Annotated in this window: 16 protein-coding genes; 10 read left to right on the plus strand and 6 right to left on the minus strand. The window is 73.5% G+C overall.

Going from position 1 to position 17,395, the window contains the following annotated elements; translation table 11 throughout:
- Nucleotides 1-37: 37 nt before the first annotated feature.
- A complete protein-coding gene (locus FJK98_RS18990; protein ID WP_370517087.1) occupies nt 38-1,129 on the minus strand; it encodes a site-2 protease family protein in 1,092 nt (363 codons plus the stop codon).
- A 139-nt stretch (nt 1,130-1,268) separates the two neighbouring features.
- Between FJK98_RS18990 and FJK98_RS18995 the strand changes: the two genes are divergently transcribed.
- From FJK98_RS18995 to FJK98_RS19015, 5 genes are all read left to right on the plus strand, one after another.
- Nucleotides 1,269-2,180, plus strand: a complete 912-nt coding sequence (locus FJK98_RS18995; RefSeq protein WP_145920216.1) for a PD-(D/E)XK nuclease family protein — start codon at nt 1,269-1,271, stop codon at nt 2,178-2,180.
- A gap of 101 nt (nt 2,181-2,281) precedes the next feature.
- On the plus strand, nt 2,282-3,475 hold the full coding sequence (locus FJK98_RS19000) for a sensor histidine kinase (protein WP_145920217.1): 1,194 nt from the start codon (nt 2,282-2,284) through the stop codon (nt 3,473-3,475).
- Nucleotides 3,476-3,495: 20 nt separating this feature from the next.
- The gene (locus FJK98_RS19005) at nt 3,496-4,227 is read left to right on the plus strand and encodes a response regulator (RefSeq protein ID WP_370517088.1); all 732 of its coding nucleotides are present in this window, start codon (nt 3,496-3,498) and stop codon (nt 4,225-4,227) included.
- A 353-nt stretch (nt 4,228-4,580) separates the two neighbouring features.
- Nucleotides 4,581-5,348, plus strand: a complete 768-nt coding sequence (locus FJK98_RS19010; protein WP_145920218.1) for an ABC transporter ATP-binding protein — start codon at nt 4,581-4,583, stop codon at nt 5,346-5,348.
- Nucleotides 5,348-7,900, plus strand: coding sequence for an ABC transporter permease (locus tag FJK98_RS19015; protein WP_145920219.1), 2,553 nt, complete (start codon nt 5,348-5,350; stop codon nt 7,898-7,900). The genes FJK98_RS19010 and FJK98_RS19015 overlap by 1 nt, the downstream gene beginning before the upstream one ends.
- A gap of 73 nt (nt 7,901-7,973) precedes the next feature.
- Here the strand turns inward: FJK98_RS19015 and FJK98_RS19020 are convergent, their stop codons facing one another.
- The 3 genes from FJK98_RS19020 to FJK98_RS19030 form a co-directional block, all read right to left on the minus strand.
- Entirely contained in the window at nt 7,974-8,621 is a 648-nt protein-coding gene (locus tag FJK98_RS19020; RefSeq protein WP_145920220.1) for an HAD family phosphatase, read from the minus strand.
- Nucleotides 8,622-8,740: 119 nt separating this feature from the next.
- A complete protein-coding gene (locus tag FJK98_RS19025; RefSeq protein WP_240762161.1) occupies nt 8,741-9,508 on the minus strand; it encodes a neutral zinc metallopeptidase in 768 nt (255 codons plus the stop codon).
- 115 nt (nt 9,509-9,623) lie between these two features.
- Nucleotides 9,624-9,830, minus strand: a complete 207-nt coding sequence (locus tag FJK98_RS19030) for a hypothetical protein (RefSeq protein WP_145920222.1) — start codon at nt 9,828-9,830, stop codon at nt 9,624-9,626.
- A 137-nt stretch (nt 9,831-9,967) separates the two neighbouring features.
- On the opposite strand from FJK98_RS19030, the gene FJK98_RS19035 reads away from it, so the two are divergent.
- The 5 genes from FJK98_RS19035 (at nt 9,968) to FJK98_RS19055 (ending at nt 14,841) form a co-directional block, all read left to right on the plus strand.
- Complete coding sequence (locus FJK98_RS19035) at nt 9,968-10,360, plus strand: YciI family protein (protein ID WP_240763017.1); 393 nt, start codon at nt 9,968-9,970, stop codon at nt 10,358-10,360.
- A gap of 9 nt (nt 10,361-10,369) precedes the next feature.
- The gene (locus tag FJK98_RS19040; protein ID WP_145920224.1) at nt 10,370-11,623 is read left to right on the plus strand and encodes an RNA polymerase sigma factor; all 1,254 of its coding nucleotides are present in this window, start codon (nt 10,370-10,372) and stop codon (nt 11,621-11,623) included.
- A gap of 77 nt (nt 11,624-11,700) precedes the next feature.
- The gene (locus tag FJK98_RS19045; protein ID WP_145920225.1) at nt 11,701-12,837 is read left to right on the plus strand and encodes a M20 family metallopeptidase; all 1,137 of its coding nucleotides are present in this window, start codon (nt 11,701-11,703) and stop codon (nt 12,835-12,837) included.
- 74 nt (nt 12,838-12,911) lie between these two features.
- On the plus strand, nt 12,912-14,063 hold the full coding sequence (locus tag FJK98_RS19050) for a glutamate--cysteine ligase (protein WP_145920226.1): 1,152 nt from the start codon (nt 12,912-12,914) through the stop codon (nt 14,061-14,063).
- A 178-nt stretch (nt 14,064-14,241) separates the two neighbouring features.
- Entirely contained in the window at nt 14,242-14,841 is a 600-nt protein-coding gene (locus FJK98_RS19055; RefSeq protein ID WP_240763019.1) for a nitroreductase family protein, read from the plus strand.
- Here the strand turns inward: FJK98_RS19055 and FJK98_RS19060 are convergent.
- Nucleotides 14,825-16,369 (minus strand): NAD(P)-binding domain-containing protein, encoded by a 1,545-nt coding sequence (locus FJK98_RS19060; RefSeq protein WP_145920228.1) that lies wholly within the window; start codon nt 16,367-16,369, stop codon nt 14,825-14,827. The two genes, FJK98_RS19055 and FJK98_RS19060, sit on opposite strands and share 17 nt — an antisense overlap.
- 122 nt (nt 16,370-16,491) lie before the next feature.
- On the minus strand, nt 16,492-17,364 hold the full coding sequence (locus tag FJK98_RS19065) for an endonuclease/exonuclease/phosphatase family protein (protein WP_145920229.1): 873 nt from the start codon (nt 17,362-17,364) through the stop codon (nt 16,492-16,494).
- Between the last annotated feature and the right edge of the window lie 31 nt (nt 17,365-17,395).

Raw genomic sequence — 17,395 nt, forward strand, 5'->3', positions numbered from 1 at the left:
CCGTTGGGGGCCGGGAGGGCGGGGGGATGTGCTGCGGTCACCTGTTCATCTTCCGTGTGGGTTCGAGGACCTGGGCGAGATCCGCGATGTGCAGAACGCCGACCACATCTTCGCCTGACGTCACCACGTAGCGCGCGCCCGGGTGGGCCTGGACGGCCGCCATCAGCCGCTCGCCGTCGAGACCGAGCGGCACCGCCGGCAGCGCGGCCAGCGGCCGGGCCACCGCGTCCACCCCCAGCCAGGGCCGACGCTCCACCGGTACGGCGTCCGCCGCGGCCGGGTCGACCAGGGCGACCGGCCGGCCCGCGCCGTCGACGACCAGCACGGCGGACCCGGGTGGGCCCTGCTCGGCGTGCCGGCGCTGCGCCTCGGCCAGCGGCGTGCCGGTGGGTACGGCGACGACCGGGCGGGCCAGCCGGGCCAGGTCGAGCAGCGGTACCCGGCGGCTGATCCGGGCGTACCGGATCGACTGACCGGCGCCGCGCCAGAGGGTGACCGCGACCAGCAGCATCAGCGGCAGCGCCAGCGGCACCAGCACCCGCTCGACGGTGAGCAGCACGACCAGCCCGGCGGTGCCCACCGCGACGGCCCGGCCGACCCAGCCGGCGACCTCGGTGGCCCGGTGCCGGTCGCGGGTGACACGCCACAGCACGGCGCGCAGCGCCCGGCCGCCGTCCAGGGGCAGGCCGGGGAGCACGTTGAACACGGCGACGATGACGTTGCTCAACGCCAGTTGCAGCGCGAGCTGGTGGGCCAGGGTGTGGTCGGGGGTGGCCAGGGTGGCGGCCACGGCGAGCCCGCCGAGCAGCGCCGAGACGGCCGGGCCGGCCAGCGAGACCAGCAGCTCCACCCGGGGGGTGGGGGCGTCCCGGTCCATCTCGGTGTAGCCGCCGAGCAGTTCCAGGGTGATCCCGCGCACACCGATGCCGTGGTACCGGGCGGTCAGCGCGTGCCCCAGCTCGTGCAGCAGGACCGAGCCGAGCAGCGACACCACGAAGCCGAGGCCGATCAGGTAGCCGCCGAGCGGGGACAGGCCGAGCCGGTCCCGGGCGAACTCGGCGTAGGTGACGGTCACCAGCAGGGTGAGCAGCAGCATCGACACGTTGAGGTGCAGCGGCACCCCGAACACCCGGCCGACGGTCAGGCCGCTGCGGGGCCGACGCGGCGGGCGGGGACGGGACTCCACCGCCCCGATGCTACGCGCCGACCCGATCATGCCCGGTGCGGCGAGCACGGCCCTGTCACACCGGTGTCCTAACCTTCGGGGCATGACGGCGGAACCGGTGATCGACCAGCAGCATCCTCCGGCGGCGCTGCCCGCCACGGTCCGGGCCTCGCTGTCGCCGTCGCGGGCGGCCGACTTCAAGACCTGTCCGTTGCTCTACCGGTTCCGCAGCATCGACCGGCTGCCCGAGCGGCCCAGCGTCGAGCAGGCCCGGGGCACCCTGGTGCACGCGGTGCTGGAGCGGTTGTTCGACCTGCCGGCGGGCGGGCGCACCCCGGAGGCCGCCGGTGACCTGGTCGGCCCGCAGTGGGACCGGCTGGTCACCGAGCAGCCCGAGCTGGCCGGCCTGTTCGACCCGGGCGACGAGCCGGGCACCGCCGAGTTCCTCCGGTCGGCGGCGGCCCTGCTGGAGGGCTACTTCGCGGTGGAGGACCCGCGGCGGCTGGAGCCCGCCGAGCGGGAGAGCCTGATCTCCGCGGTGGTCGACGACGAGCTGCTCATCCGGGGTTACCTCGACCGGCTCGACGTGGCCCCCGACGGGGCGCTGCGGGTGGTCGACTACAAGACCGGCGGCGCGCCCCGGGAGGCGTTCGAGGCGCGGGCGTTGTTCCAGTTGAAGTTCTACGCGCTGGTGCTGTGGCGCACCCGGGGTGTGGTGCCCCGGGTGTTGCGCCTGCTCTACCTCAAGGACGCCGAGGTCTGCGACTACTCCCCCGACGCCGACGAGCTGCTGCGGTTCGAGCGCACGGTGGTGGCGCTCTGGCAGGCCATCGAGCAGGCCACCGCGCGGCAGGATTTCCGGCCCCGGCCGAGCCGGCTCTGCGACTGGTGCAACCACCAGGCGCACTGCCCGGCCTTCGGCGGCACCCCGCCGCCGTTCCCGCAGCGGGCCGGGGCGGCCGACCCGTTGCGCGACGCCCGGTCCCGACCGGCCACCCCGGGGGCCGACGAGTAGCGCCGGCACCCGCGGGGCGGAGGCCGGGTCCTCCGTGAGGAGGAGACGAGGTTCACCGTCGGCGACGACCGGACGCCCCGGCGGGCGGCTAGCGTCGCGGTATGACCGAGGGACCCGAGCGGTGGTGGGTACGCCGGCCGCTGGCCGGGGACGCCCTGTTCGCCGGCGCGCTGGTGCTGGTCGAGGTCGCCTTCGTCCTGCTCACCCCGCGCGAGTTCTGGCCCCGGCAGTTGTCGTCCGCGCTGGCCTGGAGCGTGCTGTGCGCGACGCCGGTGGCGTTGCGCCGGGCCGCGCCGTGGCCGGCGGTGGTGGCGGCGCTGGCCACCCTGGTGGTGCCGGCGGTGCTCGGGCACGCCCCGACCACGCAGAGCCTGACGTTCCTGGTGCTGACGTACACGATGGCGGTGCACCGGGCGGTGCTGCCGGCGGTGGCCGCCACGGTGCTGCTCTGGGTGCCGGTGGCCGCCCTCAACGTGTTCACCCCGCTGGACACCGGGCTCGACGTCGGCCCGGCGTACCTGGTGCTCAACAACCTGCTCACCGCCCTGCTCGCCTATGCGGTGGGGCGGGCGGTGCGGGCCCGGCGCACCTCGCTGCGGGCGCTGCGGGAGCGGGCCCGGGCGGCCGAGGACAACCAGCGGGCGCTGGCCGAGCAGGCGGTGGCCGACGAGCGGCGGCGGATCGCCCGGGAGCTGCACGACGTGGTCGCCCACCACGTCAGCGTGATGGGGGTGCTGGCCACCGGGGCCCGGCGGGTGCTGCACCGCGACCTGGCCGCCGCCGACGAGGCGATCGCCACCATCGAGGACACCAGCCGGGTCACGCTGCGGGAGATGCGCCGGCTGCTGGACGTGCTGCGCACCGACGCGGAGCCCGCCGCCGACCTCACCCCGCAGCCCGGCCTGGCCGGCATCACCGCGCTGGTGGAGCAGGTACGTGAGGCGGGGCTGCCGGTCACCCTGGAGGTCACGGAGCCGGTGCCGACGGTCGACGAGGGGGTGTCGCTGACGGTGTACCGGATCGCCCAGGAGGCGTTGACCAACGCGCTCAAGCACGCCGGGACGGCCACCGCGACCGTCCGGCTGGGCGTCGACGGCGGCGGCCTGACCGTGGAGATCACCGACACGGGGCGGGGGCCGGAGCCGGGGCCCGACCGGATCGGGCACGGTCTGGTCGGGATGCGGGAACGGGTGGCGCTCTACGGTGGAACCCTGCGGATCGGGCCTCGGCCCGGCGGCGGCTTCCGGGTGTACGCGAGAATTCCCGTGGAACCGGCCGGGACGGTCCCGGCGTGACGGGGGAACGGGGACAGCAGATGGGCCAGACGTACGGCAGCCCTGCGTCGTCCGCGCCGGACGGGCGGGCCGCCGGGCACCCGCCGGGGCGGCCGGTGCGGATCCTGCTCGCCGACGACCAGCCGTTGCTGCGCACCGGGTTCCGGATGGTGCTGGGCACCGAGGACGACCTGGACATCGTCGCCGAGGCCGGGGACGGTCAGGAGGCGGTGGAGTTGTCCCGGCGGCTGCTGCCCGACGTGGTGCTGATGGACATCCGGATGCCCCGGATGGACGGGGTGGCCGCGACCCGGGCGATCGTCGAGGCCCGGTTGCCGGTGCGGGTGCTCATCCTCACCACCTTCGACCTCGACGAGTACGTGGTGGGGGCGTTGCGGGCCGGGGCGAGCGGTTTCCTGGCCAAGGACGTGCCGGCCGACGACCTGGTCACCGCCATCCGAACGGTGGCCGCCGGGGAGGCGGTGGTGGCGCCGCGCATCCTCAAGCGGCTGCTGGACCGGTTCGCCACCGTGCTGCCCGACCCGGCGGCGAGCCCACCGAAGGCGTTGGGCACGTTGACCGAGCGGGAACGGGAGGTGCTCGTCCAGGTGGCCCGGGGGTTGTCCAACGCGGAGATCGCCGCCGCGCTGTCGGTCAGCGAGACGACGATCAAGACGCACGTCGGGCACGTGCTGACCAAGCTGCGGCTGCGCGACCGGGTGCAGGCGGTGGTGCTGGCGTACGAGTCGGGGCTGGTCCGCCCCAAGGCGTAGCCGGGCGGCGTCGGATGCCCCTGGGGGCGTACCCAGGGTGAGGCCGGTGGGGGACGGCGGCGTTGCCGCGCTCACCTACCGTGACGAAAGACGGCGTGGCGCGGTTGACCGTGACGTGGCGTCAGATCCTGACGTCGATGCCGGGGTCCCGCCGCAGGGTGGGGCGGCGCGACCCGTCGCCGGCTCAGGGACAACCCTGAGCCGTTCTCCGGGCCGACCCGCAGCGGGAAATCCGCGCCGGGTCAGTCCGTGGTCGGACGGATCCGCGCCGACCGGCACCGAGGATGGGATCGACCCCACCGACCAGCGGGGGCGGTGGGGGCACACACAGCCAGACGGAAGAGGTAGATGACGTGAGCGCGACGGTAGGCCGGCATGCGCAGGCCGCGGCCCGGGCGAACGACGTGTGGAAGGTGTACGGCACCGGCGAGGCGCAGGTCGCCGCGCTGCGGGGGGTCAGCGCCGAGTTCGAGCGGGGCAGGTTCACCGCGATCATGGGCCCGTCGGGCTCGGGCAAGTCGACGCTGATGCACTGCCTGGCCGGGTTGGACTCGGTGAGCAAGGGCACGGTGCAGATCGGCGACACCACGGTGACCGGACTGGGTGACTCGGGTCTGACGAAGCTGCGCCGGGACAAGGTGGGCTTCATCTTCCAGCAGTTCAACCTGCTGCCCACGCTCACCGCCCAGGAGAACATCCTGCTGCCGATGTCGATCGCCGGCCGCAAGCCCGACCCGGCCTGGTACGACACGGTGATCGACACCGTCGGCCTGCGGGACCGGCTGGGGCACCGGCCCGCGCAGCTCTCCGGCGGCCAGCAGCAGCGGGTCGCCTGCGCGCGGGCGCTGGTCGCCCGACCCGAGGTGATCTTCGCCGACGAGCCGACCGGGAACCTGGACTCCCGTTCCGGCGCGGAGGTGCTCAACTTCCTGCGCAACTCGGTACGCGAGCACGGGCAGACCATCGTGATGGTCACCCACGACCCGACGGCCGCCGCGTACGCCGACCGGGTGGTCTTCCTGGCCGACGGGCAGATCGTCTCGGAGCTGATCGAGCCGACGGCCGACACGGTGCTGGACACCATGAAGAAGCTGGACACCCCGGTCGAGGTGGCCGGCTGATGTTACGGGCCACCCTCAAGAGTCTGCTGGCGCGCAAGGTGCGCCTGCTGCTGTCCGGCCTGGCCGTGGTGCTGGGCGTCATGTTCGTCTCGGGGGCGTTCGTGCTCACCGACACGCTGGGCCGCTCGTTCGACGCGGTCTTCGCCGACGCGTACGAGGGCATCGACGTCAACGTCGCCGGCAAGCCCAAGGTGGCGCTCAGCGAGATGCAGGGCGAGCAGGTGCCGACCACGGTGCCGGCGGCGACGGTGCAGCGGATCGCCGGGGTGCCCGGGGTGGCCGAGGCCACCGGCGTGGTCGCCACCGACGGGGCCCAGCTGATCGGCAGCAACGGCAAGGTGGTCACCTCGTTCGGGCCGCCGCAGCTCGGGTCGAACTGGCAGGGCGAGAGCGACCTGGTGAAACTGCGGGAGGGCCGGGAGCCCCGGGCGGACGACGAGATCGTCGTCAACGCGGCGCTGGCGCAGGCGGGCAAGGTGAAGGTCGGCGACCGGGTCGGGGTGCTGACCCCGCTGTCGCCGAAGGAGACCTTCACCCTGGTCGGGGTCTTCGGGTACAGCGGTGACCGGGACTCGATCGGCGGGGTCAACGAGATCGCCTTCACCACGCCTGTCGCGCAGCGGCTGCTGCTGGGCGAGCGGGACGTCTTCACCAACGTCACGGTCCGGGCGGCGGCCGGGGTCGGCGACGCCACGTTGCGCGACGACGTGGCCCGGACGCTCGGCGGCGACTTCGAGGTCAAGACCGGCGCGCAGTTGTCGGCGGACGCCTCGGCGAGCCTGAAGGAGGGGCTGTCCTTCTTCAACAAGATCCTGCTCGGGTTCGCCGCCGTCGCGCTGCTGGTGGGCACGTTCCTCATCCTCAACACCTTCTCGATCATCGTGGCGCAGCGGACCCGGGAGCTTGCGTTGATGCGGGCGATCGGGGCCAGCGGCCGGCAGATCATCGGTTCGGTGGTGCTGGAGGCGGTGGCGATCGGCCTGATCGCCTCGGTGCTGGGGCTGGGCGCCGGCATCGGCATCGGCGCGCTGCTGGCGTTCGTGTTCGGCAACCTGGCCGGTGGGCTGACGCTGGCCGGGATCGGGGTGCCGGCGTCGGCGGTGATCGGCTCGTTCGCGGTCGGCCTGGTGATCACGGTGGTGGCGGCGCTGTTGCCGGCGCTGCGGGCGGCGCGCATCCCGCCGATCGCGGCGATGCAGGACGTGGCCACCCCGGACCGGCCGTTGACCAGGGTGACCGTGACCGGTGGGGTGATCACCGGGATCGGCGCGGTGCTGTTGTTCCTCGGGCTCAGCGGCAACGCCGGGGACAACACGCTGGCGGTCATCCTGGGCGGGGTGCTGTTCGCCTTCATCGGGGTGGCGCTGCTGACCCCGCTGATCAGCCGTCCGGTGGTGTCCCTGCTGGGGGCGATCTTCGCCTGGTCGGTGCCGGGCAAGCTGGGTCGGTTGAACTCCGGCCGTAACCCGCGCCGGACGGCGATCACGGCGGCCGCGCTGATGGTCGGCATCGCCCTGGTGACCGGGGTGACGGTGATCCTGGACTCGGCGAAGGGCAGCATCGGCGCGCTGGCCCAGGACACCATCAAGGCCGAGCTGGTGATCTCGGGGGCGTCGACCGGTCCGCGTCCGGCGAGCTTCGACCCGGCGGTGCTGACGAAGGTGGCGGCGCTGCCCGGTGTGCAGCTGGCCGACGGCGAGTACGGCGACATGGGCATGGTCGACGGGAAGGTCACCTGGCTGGCCGCGTCCAGCGACGTGACCGCGTTGCAGCGGATCTTCGGGGCCAGGACGACCGCCGGTGACATCAGCCGGCTCGGCCCGGACCAGATGCTGTTCAGCTCCGACGCCGCCAGGTCCCGCAACGTGTCGGTCGGCTCGACGGTGACCGTGCAGGCCTCCCGGGGCGAGCCGCGCACCTACACGGTCAGCGGCATCTACGAGAGTTCCGAGCTGACCAGCCCGGTGCAGTTGCCGCCGCAGGCGGTGAAGGACTTCGCCATCCCGAAGCCCAACCAGGGGTTCATCCAGCTCGCCCCGGGCACCCGGGTGGCGGACGTGCAGCCGCAGGTGGAGGCGCTGCTGGCGGACAGCCCGGAGGTGTCGGTGGCCGACCGGGACGCGTTCATCGAGCAGCAGACCGGGTCGCTGGACAGCCTGCTCACGATGATCCAGATCCTGTTGGCGCTGGCGATCGTGATCGCGGTGCTCGGCATCGTCAACACGCTGGCCCTGTCGGTGCTGGAGCGCACCCGCGAACTGGGCCTGCTGCGGGCGATCGGGCTGCGCCGGGCGCAGACCATGCGGATGATCACCGTGGAGGCGGTGGTGATCTCGGTCTTCGGGGCGCTGCTCGGGATCGTGGTGGGCGTCGGTCTCGGTGCCGCGGTGGTCCGGGCGCTCAAGGACGACGGCATCACCGACCTGATCCTGCCGTGGGGCCAGATGGGGTTGTTCCTGCTGCTGGCGGCCGTCATCGGCGTGGTCGCGGCGGTGCTCCCGGCGGTGCGGGCGGCCCGGATCAACGTGCTGGGCGCGATCGCGCACGACTGATCCCGTCCGCCGCGAAGGGGGTTCCGCCGGCCGGCGGGACCCCCTTCGTCGTGGCCGTGCGGGTCCGGGCGGCTCAGGCGGGTGGCTCGCCGAGCAGCGCCGCCAGCAGCTCCAGGTCCGCGCCGGTCAGGCTCTCCACCTGGTGTACGCCGTCGGTCGGCGGCACCGGCACCTCCGCCGGCACGGCCAGCACCGCCGCACCGGCGGCGAGCGCGCTGGCCACCCCGGTCGGCGAGTCCTCGATCGCCACGCAGCGGCCGATCGGCACGTCGAGCAGCCGGGCGGCGGTCAGGTACGGCTCGGGGTGCGGTTTGGCCGAGTCGACCTCGTCGCCGCAGACCACGGCGTCGAAGCTGTCCCGGCCGAGGGTGTCCAGGGCCACCTCGACCAGCGGCCGGCCGCTGGAGGTGACCAGCGCGGTGGGGATGCCGGCGGCGCGGACCGCCCGCAGCAGGGTCAACGCGCCCGGCCGCCAGCGCAGCCCGGTGCGGAACAGCTCCAGGATCCGCGCGTTGATCCATTCGGCGCTGGCCTGCGGGTCCCGCTCGGGTTGGCCGAGGTCGTCGTGGAGGATGCGCATCGACGCGGCCATCGCGGTGCCGATCATCGCCCGCCGGGCCGGACCGGTGAGCGTCCCCCCGTAGACGGCCGCCAACTCGTGCAGGGCGACGTCCCACAGCTTCTCGCTGTCGACCAGGGTGCCGTCCATGTCGAAGAGCACGGCGGCGGGGTGTGGGCTGCTCAGCGGAATCCTCCTGGCGCTCGCGGGTGGTCTCCGGGCGATCCTGCCAGGCGGACCCGGGGCGTCCGTCGCCGTACCGGCCGGACGTGACCTGCTCCTCAGCGCAGGTTGCAGGCGTCCAGGGACCGCTCGTAGCCGCGAAAGAACCAGTCGGTGCGCTGTTCGGCGGTGCCGTGCGAGCCCTCGGCGAACCACGGCTGGTCGGGGTCGTCGCCGACGGCGAGCAGCCCCTCCCGGAACTCGTCGAGGTCACCGGCGTCGAGCTTCAGGGTGCCGTCGCGGACGGAGTCGCCGAGGTACGCCCCGGCCATGCAGTCGGCCTGCAACTCCTGCTGGATGGTGAAGTCGGCGCGCAGGCCGAGGCGGACCTGGATGCCGTGGGCGTACTCGTGGCCCAGCAGGTAGAACACGAACGCGTCACCGACCTGCCGGAACGCCGACACCGACCAGTTGACGTCGTAGGCGATGAAGTCGCCCCGGGAGCAGTAGACGGCGTTGTTGCGCGGCAGCGCCTGCCCGGCGCAGGAGACCTCGCCCTCGCGCTGGTAGGGCACGATCCGGCTGATCGGGCGGAACTGCTGGCCGGAGGCCCGGAACTGGGCGGCCCAGTAGCGTTCGGCGATGGTGACGGCGTCGGCGATGTCGCTCTTGAACTCGGCCACGCTGGTCGTGCCGTCGGCGCGGGTGGTCTCCGCCTCGGGGGAGGCGGGGGCCGCCGGGCGCGTCGACTGCCGGGGGGCCGGTTCCCGGGGTTCCTGCGGGCCGCTCTCCCCCACCCCGCCGGCCGCGCAGCCGACCGCCACCACCAGCGCCGTCAGCGCGGCGAGCAGTGGTCCGTGCGAGCGGCGTCGCGAGCCTGCCGTCACCGTGTGCCTCCCAGGCGTGCCGGTCCTGCGGCCGGTTGGTACCCCGACCGTGGAACGATCATGCCCGGCCGGCGTCCCGTTGACCATGGGCGGCCCGGATCGACCCGGCCGACGGTCAGTGGTGCTCCTGGCCCCGGTGGATCGTGTCGCCCTGGGCGAAGTGGCGTTCCGCTTCGTACCGGTGCTGTCTGGCCTGGGCGTCCCGCCGGGCGGCGCGGTCCTCGGCCCCGACGGTGCGGGCCCGGTCGCGCCAGGCGGCCCAGCCGACCGTGCCGATCATCACCAGGGCCACCACCCCGAGCACCAGCCACATCGTCGTCATGCGGCCACGGTAGGTGACCGCCGCCACCGGCCCGGTCGGCGGTTAGCCTCGGGTCCGGTGTCCGGATCGGCCCGGCGGCTCCGACGTCCCGGATGTCCGGCCGCACCCGGCGGCCGAGAGGAGGGCCCGTGAAATACATGATCATGTTGTACGGCTCGCAGCGCGACTACGACGCCATGGCCGGCCGACCCGGGGCGCAGCCGCCGATGACGCCGGAGCAGGTCGCCGCGATGCACGAGCACATGGCGGCGGTGCACCAGGAGCTGGCCGAATCCGGCGAACTGGTCGACGGGCAGGGGCTGACCGCGCCGGTGCACGCCCGCCGGGTACGGCTGCGGCAGGGCACGACGGTGGTGACCGACGGGCCGTACCCGGAGACGCAGGAGGTGCTGGCCGGGTTCACCATCGTCGACTGCGCCGGCTTCGACCGGGCCACCGAGATCGCCGCCCGGTTCGTCGACCCGGACACCGAGGGCGGGTACGTCGACGTACGACCGGTCGCCGACGGCATCGACGACCTGGACGGCTGACCCGGCGCGATGGGACCGTCCACCGTCGAGGACCTGTTGCGCGTGCTCGCGCCGCAGGTCCTCGGCGCGCTCGTCCGCCGGTACGGCCACTTCGACACCGCCGAGGACGCCGTCCAGGAGGCGCTGCTGGCCGCCGCGACCCGCTGGCCGGTCGACGGGCCGCCGGAGCAGCCCAAGGCCTGGTTGATCACCGTGGCCGCCCGTCGGTTGACCGACCTGCTCCGCGCCGAGCAGGCCCGGCGACGGCGGGAGGACGACGCCGGCCGGGGGCGACGGTGGCTCGCCCCGCCGGCCGACCACCGGGAGCCGGGCGACGACAGCCTGGTGCTGCTGTTCCTGTGCTGTCATCCGGCGCTGCCGCCGGCCGCCCAGGTGGCGTTGACCCTGCGCGCCGTCGGCGGGTTGGGCACCGCCGAGGTGGCGCGGGCGTTCCTGGTGCCCGAGGCGACCATGACCCGCCGGATCACCCGCGCCAAGCAGCGCATCCGGGACAGCGGGCTGCCGTTCGCGCTGCCCGACGCCGACGAGCGCGCAGCCCGGGTCGACGCCGTCCGGCAGGTGCTCTACCTGATCTTCAACGAGGGGTACGCCAGCACCACCGGCCCGCGCCTGCGCCGGGTGGACCTGTCCACCGAGGCGATCCGGCTGACCCGGCTGCTGCACCGGTTGCTGCCCGACGATCCGGAGGTGACCGGGCTGCTGGCGTTGATGCTGCTCACCGAAGCCCGGGGCCCGGCCCGGGTCGGCCCGGACGGTGAGCTGGTACCGATGGCGGAGCAGGACCGGAGCCGCTGGCGGGCCGACCAGATCGCCGAGGGGGTGGCCCTGGTCAGCGCGGTGCTGCCGCGCGGCGACATCGGGCCCTACCAGCTCCAGGCGGCGATCGCGGCGGTGCACGACGAGGCGGCGAGCGCCGGGGCGACCGACTGGGCGCAGATCGAGGCCCTCTACGGGGTGCTGCTGGGAATGTCGGACAACCCGGTGGTGGCGCTCAACCACGCGGTGGCGGTGGCCATGGCCCGGGGTCCCGCCGCCGGGCTGCGCCTGCTCGACGCGCTGGCCGACGACCCCCGCGTCGGCGACGACCCCCGCCGGCACGCCGCCCGCGCGCACCTGCTGGAACGCTGCGGCGACCTCGCCGGCGCGCGGGCGGCGTACGCCCACGCGGCCCGCCGCTCGACCAGCCTGCCCCGCCAGCGCTACCTGTACGGCCGGCTGGCCCGGCTGGCCGACGCCGGGGACGGTGAGCACGGCAACGGATGACCGTCACCGGGCGGCGCTGCGATGGTGGACGGGTCGCCTGGCCAGGCCCGTCACTGTCTTCGAAGCTGGAGGGCTCGATGGACCATCCGCGCGATCTGCTCGACGCCGCGACGAAACTGCGCACCGAGATGGTGGACCGGCTGGGTGTCCTGGTCGCCGCCGAGTCGGCCCCCGGCGACCTGCCCCACCTGGAGTCCTGCGCCGACCTGCTCGCCCGCTGGGGCGAGGAGGTGCTCGGCCGGCCCGCCGAACGCATCGTCGTCGACGGGCTGCCGCACCTGCTGTGGCCGGCGGCCCGGCAACGGGTGCTGCTGCTCGGCCACTTCGACACGGTCTTCCCCACCGGCACCGTCCGGTCCCGGCCCTTCACCGTACGCGGGGACGTCGCCACCGGCCCCGGGGTGTGCGACATGAAGGCCGGGATCGTGCAGATGTTCACCGCACTGGGCCTGCTGGCCGACACCTCCCGGGTGGGGGTGCTGCTCACCTGCGACGAGGAGAGCGGCTCCGGCACCTCCCGGCCGCTGATCGAGCGCGAGGCGCGCCGCTCGGACGCGGTGCTGGTCTGCGAGGCGGCCACCCCGGACGGGCAGGTGAAGGTGGCCCGCAAGGGCGGCTCGGTGTACCGGGTCATCGTGCAGGGCCGGGCCGCCCACGCCGGGGTGGAACCCCAACGGGGGGTGAACGCCACCGTCGAGGTCGCCCACCAGATCCTCACGCTGCGCGCCCTCGGCGCGGGGCACAGCGCCGGCACCTCGGTCACCCCGACCCTGCTGGCGGCGGGCACCACCACCAACACGGTGCCGGAGCTGGCCAGCCTGGCCGTCGACGTCCGGGCGTGGACCAGTGCCGAACTCGAACGCGTCGACCGGGCCATCCACGGGCTGGTGCCGTTCCTGCCCGAGGCGACGGTGGCGGTGGAGGGTCGTATCGGCCGGCATCCGATGCCCCCGGAGCTGGCCCGGCCGCTGCTGGAGGTCGCCCAGTCGGTCGCCGGCCGGCTCGGCCTGCCGGCGCTGGGCGGGGCGCACGCGGCGGGCGCGTCCGACGGCAACTTCACTGCCGCGCTGGGGGTGCCGACCCTGGACGGGTTGGGCGCGGTGGGTGGTGGGGCGCACGCCCGCGACGAGTACGTCCACCTCGACCGGATGCCGGAGCGCACCGCCCTGCTGGCCGGTCTGGTCGACCAACTGTCCATGAAGGAGTGCGCCTGAGCGCGGTCCGGCCGGCGGGGCCGTAGGCTACCCCCTGTCGGCGAGCGACCGACGGGCAGGGGTCGGACGCGCGCATGAGTACGGCACAGCGGTCGGGGTCGTCCGTTCCCCTGCTCGGCGTCGAGGAGGAGTTCCTCGTCGTCGACGCCGAGCGGGGCGAGGTGACGCCGCACGCCGCCACGGTGGTCGACCGGGCCCGCCCGGCGCTCGGCGGCCGGGTGGGTGGCGAGATCACCGAACTGCAGATCGAGACCCGTACCGATCCCTGCCACGCGGTGGCGGATCTGCACGCGCAGCTCGTCGAGGCGCGTGCGGCGTTGCAGGCGGCGGCGGGTCGGGACGGGCTGCGGGTGGTCGCCACCGCCTCCCCGGTGCTCGGTCCGGCGGTGCCGCCGCCGATCACCCAGGGGCCCCGGCAGGACCGGGGCAACGCCACCTACCGGGGGCTGCACGACGACCTGGCGATCTGCGCGGTGCACGTGCACGTGGAGCAGCCGGACCGGGACCGGGCGGTGCTGGTCGGCAACCACCTGCGTCCGCACCTGCCGGTACTGCTGGCGCTCACCGCCAACTCGCCCTTCTGGCGCGAGCGCGACACCGGCTACGCGAGCTGGCGCAGCCTGACCTGGCAGCGCTGGCCGGTGGCCGGGCCGCCGCCGTTCCTGACCTCGGCCCGGCAGTACGACGCGCACATCGACCTGCTGCTCGACGCGGGCGCGATGGTCGACTCGGGGACGATCTTCTGGGACCTGCGGCTGTCGGCCCGCCATCCCACCCTTGAGGTGCGGGTGGCCGACATGCCGATCACCGCCGCCGAGTCCGCCGGGTTCGCCGCGCTGGTCCGGGCCCTGGCGATGGTCGCCGCGATCGCCGTCGAGCGGGGCGACGAGGGGCCCCGCACCGACCCGGACCTGATGCGGCTGGCGTACTGGCGGGCGGCCCGCGACGGGATGGGCGGCCACGGTGTCGAGGTCGGCACCGGCCGGCTGCTGCCCGCCGGGGTGCTCGCCGCGCAGCTGGTCGAGCTGGCCCGGCCGGCGTTGGAGGAGACCGGCGACGGCCCCCGGGTGCAGCGGTGGCTGGCCGGGCTGGCGGCCGACGGCGACGGGGCGGCCCGGCAGCGGGCGGCGGCGGCCACCCGGGGCCGGCTCACCGACGTGGTCGCCGCGCTGGTCACCGCGACCGCTCCGGACGTGCCCGATGGGCAAGACAGCACACTGGCGTAACGACGAACCGGCGCGCCTCGGAAATGCTGGGAGCAGCCGGCCCACGCAGCCCTCGCGTCCACTGTGGACTGAGGACAGGCGGTGGTCGGCGGTGGTTCTCCCAGGGAGGCGACAGATGGCCGACACGGTCCTGCTACCCACCGTCCCGATCCGACTCGAACGCCGTCCGGCGGCGGACATGGTCCGCGCGGCGGAGGCGTTCGCCGAGCAGATGGCCCGCCGCCGTTCGGTGCGCGACTTCGCCCCCGACCCGATACCCGAGGGGGTGATCGAGGCGGCGATCAGGGCCGCCTCGACCGCCCCCAGCGGGGCCAACGTGCAGCCGTGGCGGTTCGTCGTGCTGACCGACCCGGCCCGCAAGCGCCGGCTGCGCGCGGCGGCAGAGGCCGAGGAACGCGACTTCTACCAGCGGCGCGCCCCGCAGGAGTGGCTGGGTGCGATCGCCGCGCTCGGCACCGACTGGGAGAAGCCGTTCCTGGAGACCGCACCCGCCGTCATCGTCGTGTTCGAGGTGCACCAGGGGCCGCACAGCCCCAAGCCGTACTACGTCAAGGAGTCCGTCGGCATCGCGGTCGGCCTGCTGATCACCGCGCTGCACCAGGTCGGGCTGGCCACCCTGACGCACACGCCCAGCCCGATGCGGTTCCTCAACGAGGTGTGCGAACGCCCGCCGGAGGAACGACCGAACCTGGTGCTGCCGGTCGGGTACCCGGCGCCGGACGCGCGGGTGCCCGACCTGGCCCGCAAACCGCTCGACGAGATCATGATCCGTCAGTGAGGTCCCTGCTGAGGAAGCGCACCAGTGGCTCCACGTGCCGGTCCGGCCGCCGCCACTCGGCCAGCAGGTCCTCCAGCAGGTGCTGCTCGGCCACCAGTTCGCCGTGGCGGTACCGCCGGATCACCGGGTGGATGAAGGCGCTCTCCCGGGCCCGGTCCGGGATCGGGTGCCGTTCGATGGCGAACACGTCGCCGTAGTCGTCGCGGCCCCAGCGCAGGGCCAGGGTGTAGCAGTGGGCGGAGTCGGCGAACCGCTGCACGGCGTAGTCCTCCGGCAGGTCCTCGTAGTGCCGGAAGTCGCCGGTGGCGTCGTCGCGGACGAAGACGTCGCAGAGGTACTCGAACTGGGTCCACAGCGCCGAACTCCAGTTGACCCGGTCCAGCATCACCTTGGTCAGCGAGGCCGGCTCGCCCGACGCGGTGGCGACGGGCAGCGGCACGTCGTCGTACCGCTCCCGCAGCAGCCGGGTGAAGGTCCGCAGGTTGTACCGGAACCCGTCGATGAACGGCGACGAGGCGTGCTTCACGTCCCGCGCCTGGGCGATGGTGCCGGCGAAGTACAGGTCGTCGACGTTGCTCGACTGCCAGTCGGGGCGCAGGCCCGGCATCCGGCCGTCGCGCACCATGTCCGGGGCGCAGGAGGCGTCGAACAGGGAGGTGTCCATCCGGAAGCCGGTACAGCGCAGCACCTCGTGATAGTCGAGTTCGGCGGTCTCGCCCTGGGCGTGGGTGTAGGTGATCGAGACGCGGAACCTGCCGTCGACCGGCCGGATCTCGTCGATGGTGCAGTCGAGCACCGAGTGCAGCGTCTTGAACTGGTAGCTGTCGAGGATCGCGCCGTACTGGCCCCGGACGTCGCCGGGGTGCTTGGTGTTCCAGGCCAGCCGCAGCGGCTGCCGGCTGGCCAGGTGCACCATCGAGGCCTTGCCGAGGATCGACGAGGCGGTCTCGAACGCCGAGTTGCCCTTGCCGATGATCAGGACCCGCTTGCCGGCGTACCGGTCGGGGTCGACGTCCATCTCCTCGTAGCCGGTGGCGTGCTCGATGCCCTTGATGTCCGGCACGAACGGCCGCCCCCAGCCGGTCGCCACGATCAGGCACCGCGCCCGCACCACCCCCCGGTCGGTCCGGACGGTGAACCCGTCGTCGTCGCGGGAGACGTACTCGACGGTGGTGCCGTAGCGGACCCGGAGCTGGTGCACCCGCTGGAACTCGGCGAGGTACCGCACCAGGTCGTCGGCGGCCGGCAGGTACTCCTGGCTGAACTTCGGGAACAGCAGCTCCGGGTCGTCGTTGAGCAGCGAGTTCCAGTCCCACCGCAGCCGGATCTCGGGGTCGCTGCTGTCGGTGTGCACCTTGTTGAGCGAGATCAGGCGGCGGTGGCGCGGGAACCGCCGGAAGAAGCCCCCCGGCTCGGCGCCACGTTCGAGCGTCAGGTAGTCGGCGCCCTGCTGCTGAAGGTAGTAACTCAGCTGTAGGCCGGCGGGCCCGGCTCCGACGATGACGTACGTGTGCGCGGTGTCGACCATCAGGTAACCCTTCGATGCGGAGGCGGTTCCTCCGACGATGAAGTGGACCACGAGATGTGTCAATGGTCGACGGCCGGGCGACGGCGGTCGGTCCCCCGGGGACGGCGGCGGAGGGCCGCCGGCTACGACGCGATGGTGAAGGCCGCCACCACGCCGTTGTGGTCGGACCTGGTGCCGCTGACGATGCTGTAGTCGGTCATCCACATCTCGCGGTACTCCTCCAGGCGCTTCCAGAAGTAGACGTAGTCGATGTGCCGGTTGCCGTGCGTCCCGGTCCCCTTCTCGCCGTACAGGTTGTAGCAGGAGCGCAGGTTCGGCAACTCGTTGGCCTCGAACACCTGCCAGGGGAACTTCTGGTAGCCGTACGCCCGGTCGGCGCTGAAGTCGACGTTCAGGTCGCCGCTGACGATGACCTGGCCGGAGTCCTTCTTGGCGGCCGCCAGCGTCTTGAGGGCCTGGAACTGCTGCTCGGCGCAGGCGGTCCGGGGCAGATCCTCGGGCCGGCCGTTGTTCTCGATGCTGGCGTTGGCGTGCGCGTTGAGGTGGTAGACGCTGCGTCCGGTCGCCTTGTGCCGGTAGCGGACCCAGTTGTTGTAGCGGGCCGGCGGCACCTCGCCCGGCCCGTTGGTGTCGCACACGAAGTTCGACCCCTTGTCGAGCACGTCGAACATGCTCTTGCGGGCCAGCAGCGCCTCGTTGGCCGCCTGCGTGGGTTCGGGCGCGTACAGCCACCAGCCGTTCGCGGCGGCCCAGTCCTTCAGGTACGCCTTGCGGTTGCCCACCTCGTTGAGCCCGACCAGGTCCGCCTTCGCGGTGACCAGTTCCAGGTCGTGGACGAAGTCGGCCTGGTTCAGCTCGTTGAGGATGTTCAGGGTCCCCGCCGTGAAGGTGGAGTTCGCGGCGGCGGGAGTGGCCGGCACCAGGCTCACCAGCAGCACCGCCGCGCCGACGAGCGCACCTGCGCCACGCGCCGACCATCGTTGTCCGCGTGCCATGGCTGTCCTCTCCGGAGCGCTGACGACCGGC

Source organism: Micromonospora sp. HM134, from assembly GCF_007833915.1.
Taxonomy (GTDB): Bacteria; Actinomycetota; Actinomycetes; order Mycobacteriales; family Micromonosporaceae; genus Micromonospora; species Micromonospora wenchangensis.

What these genes read in the sequence shown, in the direction of transcription:
- FJK98_RS19060 (WP_145920228.1), bottom strand. Translation starts at nt 16,369, where the DNA reads ATGGTCGACACCGCGCACACGTACGTCATCGTCGGAGCCGGGCCCGCC.
- FJK98_RS19040 (WP_145920224.1), top strand. Translation starts at nt 10,370, where the DNA reads ATGGGACCGTCCACCGTCGAGGACCTGTTGCGCGTGCTCGCGCCGCAG.
- FJK98_RS19030 (WP_145920222.1), bottom strand. Translation starts at nt 9,830, where the DNA reads ATGACGACGATGTGGCTGGTGCTCGGGGTGGTGGCCCTGGTGATGATC.
- FJK98_RS18995 (WP_145920216.1), top strand. Translation starts at nt 1,269, where the DNA reads ATGACGGCGGAACCGGTGATCGACCAGCAGCATCCTCCGGCGGCGCTG.
- FJK98_RS19050 (WP_145920226.1), top strand. Translation starts at nt 12,912, where the DNA reads ATGAGTACGGCACAGCGGTCGGGGTCGTCCGTTCCCCTGCTCGGCGTC.
- FJK98_RS19035 (WP_240763017.1), top strand. Translation starts at nt 9,968, where the DNA reads ATGATCATGTTGTACGGCTCGCAGCGCGACTACGACGCCATGGCCGGC.
- FJK98_RS19065 (WP_145920229.1), bottom strand. Translation starts at nt 17,364, where the DNA reads ATGGCACGCGGACAACGATGGTCGGCGCGTGGCGCAGGTGCGCTCGTC.
- FJK98_RS19055 (WP_240763019.1), top strand. Translation starts at nt 14,242, where the DNA reads ATGGTCCGCGCGGCGGAGGCGTTCGCCGAGCAGATGGCCCGCCGCCGT.
- FJK98_RS19000 (WP_145920217.1), top strand. Translation starts at nt 2,282, where the DNA reads ATGACCGAGGGACCCGAGCGGTGGTGGGTACGCCGGCCGCTGGCCGGG.
- FJK98_RS19045 (WP_145920225.1), top strand. Translation starts at nt 11,701, where the DNA reads ATGGACCATCCGCGCGATCTGCTCGACGCCGCGACGAAACTGCGCACC.
- FJK98_RS19015 (WP_145920219.1), top strand. Translation starts at nt 5,348, where the DNA reads ATGTTACGGGCCACCCTCAAGAGTCTGCTGGCGCGCAAGGTGCGCCTG.
- FJK98_RS19005 (WP_370517088.1), top strand. Translation starts at nt 3,496, where the DNA reads ATGGGCCAGACGTACGGCAGCCCTGCGTCGTCCGCGCCGGACGGGCGG.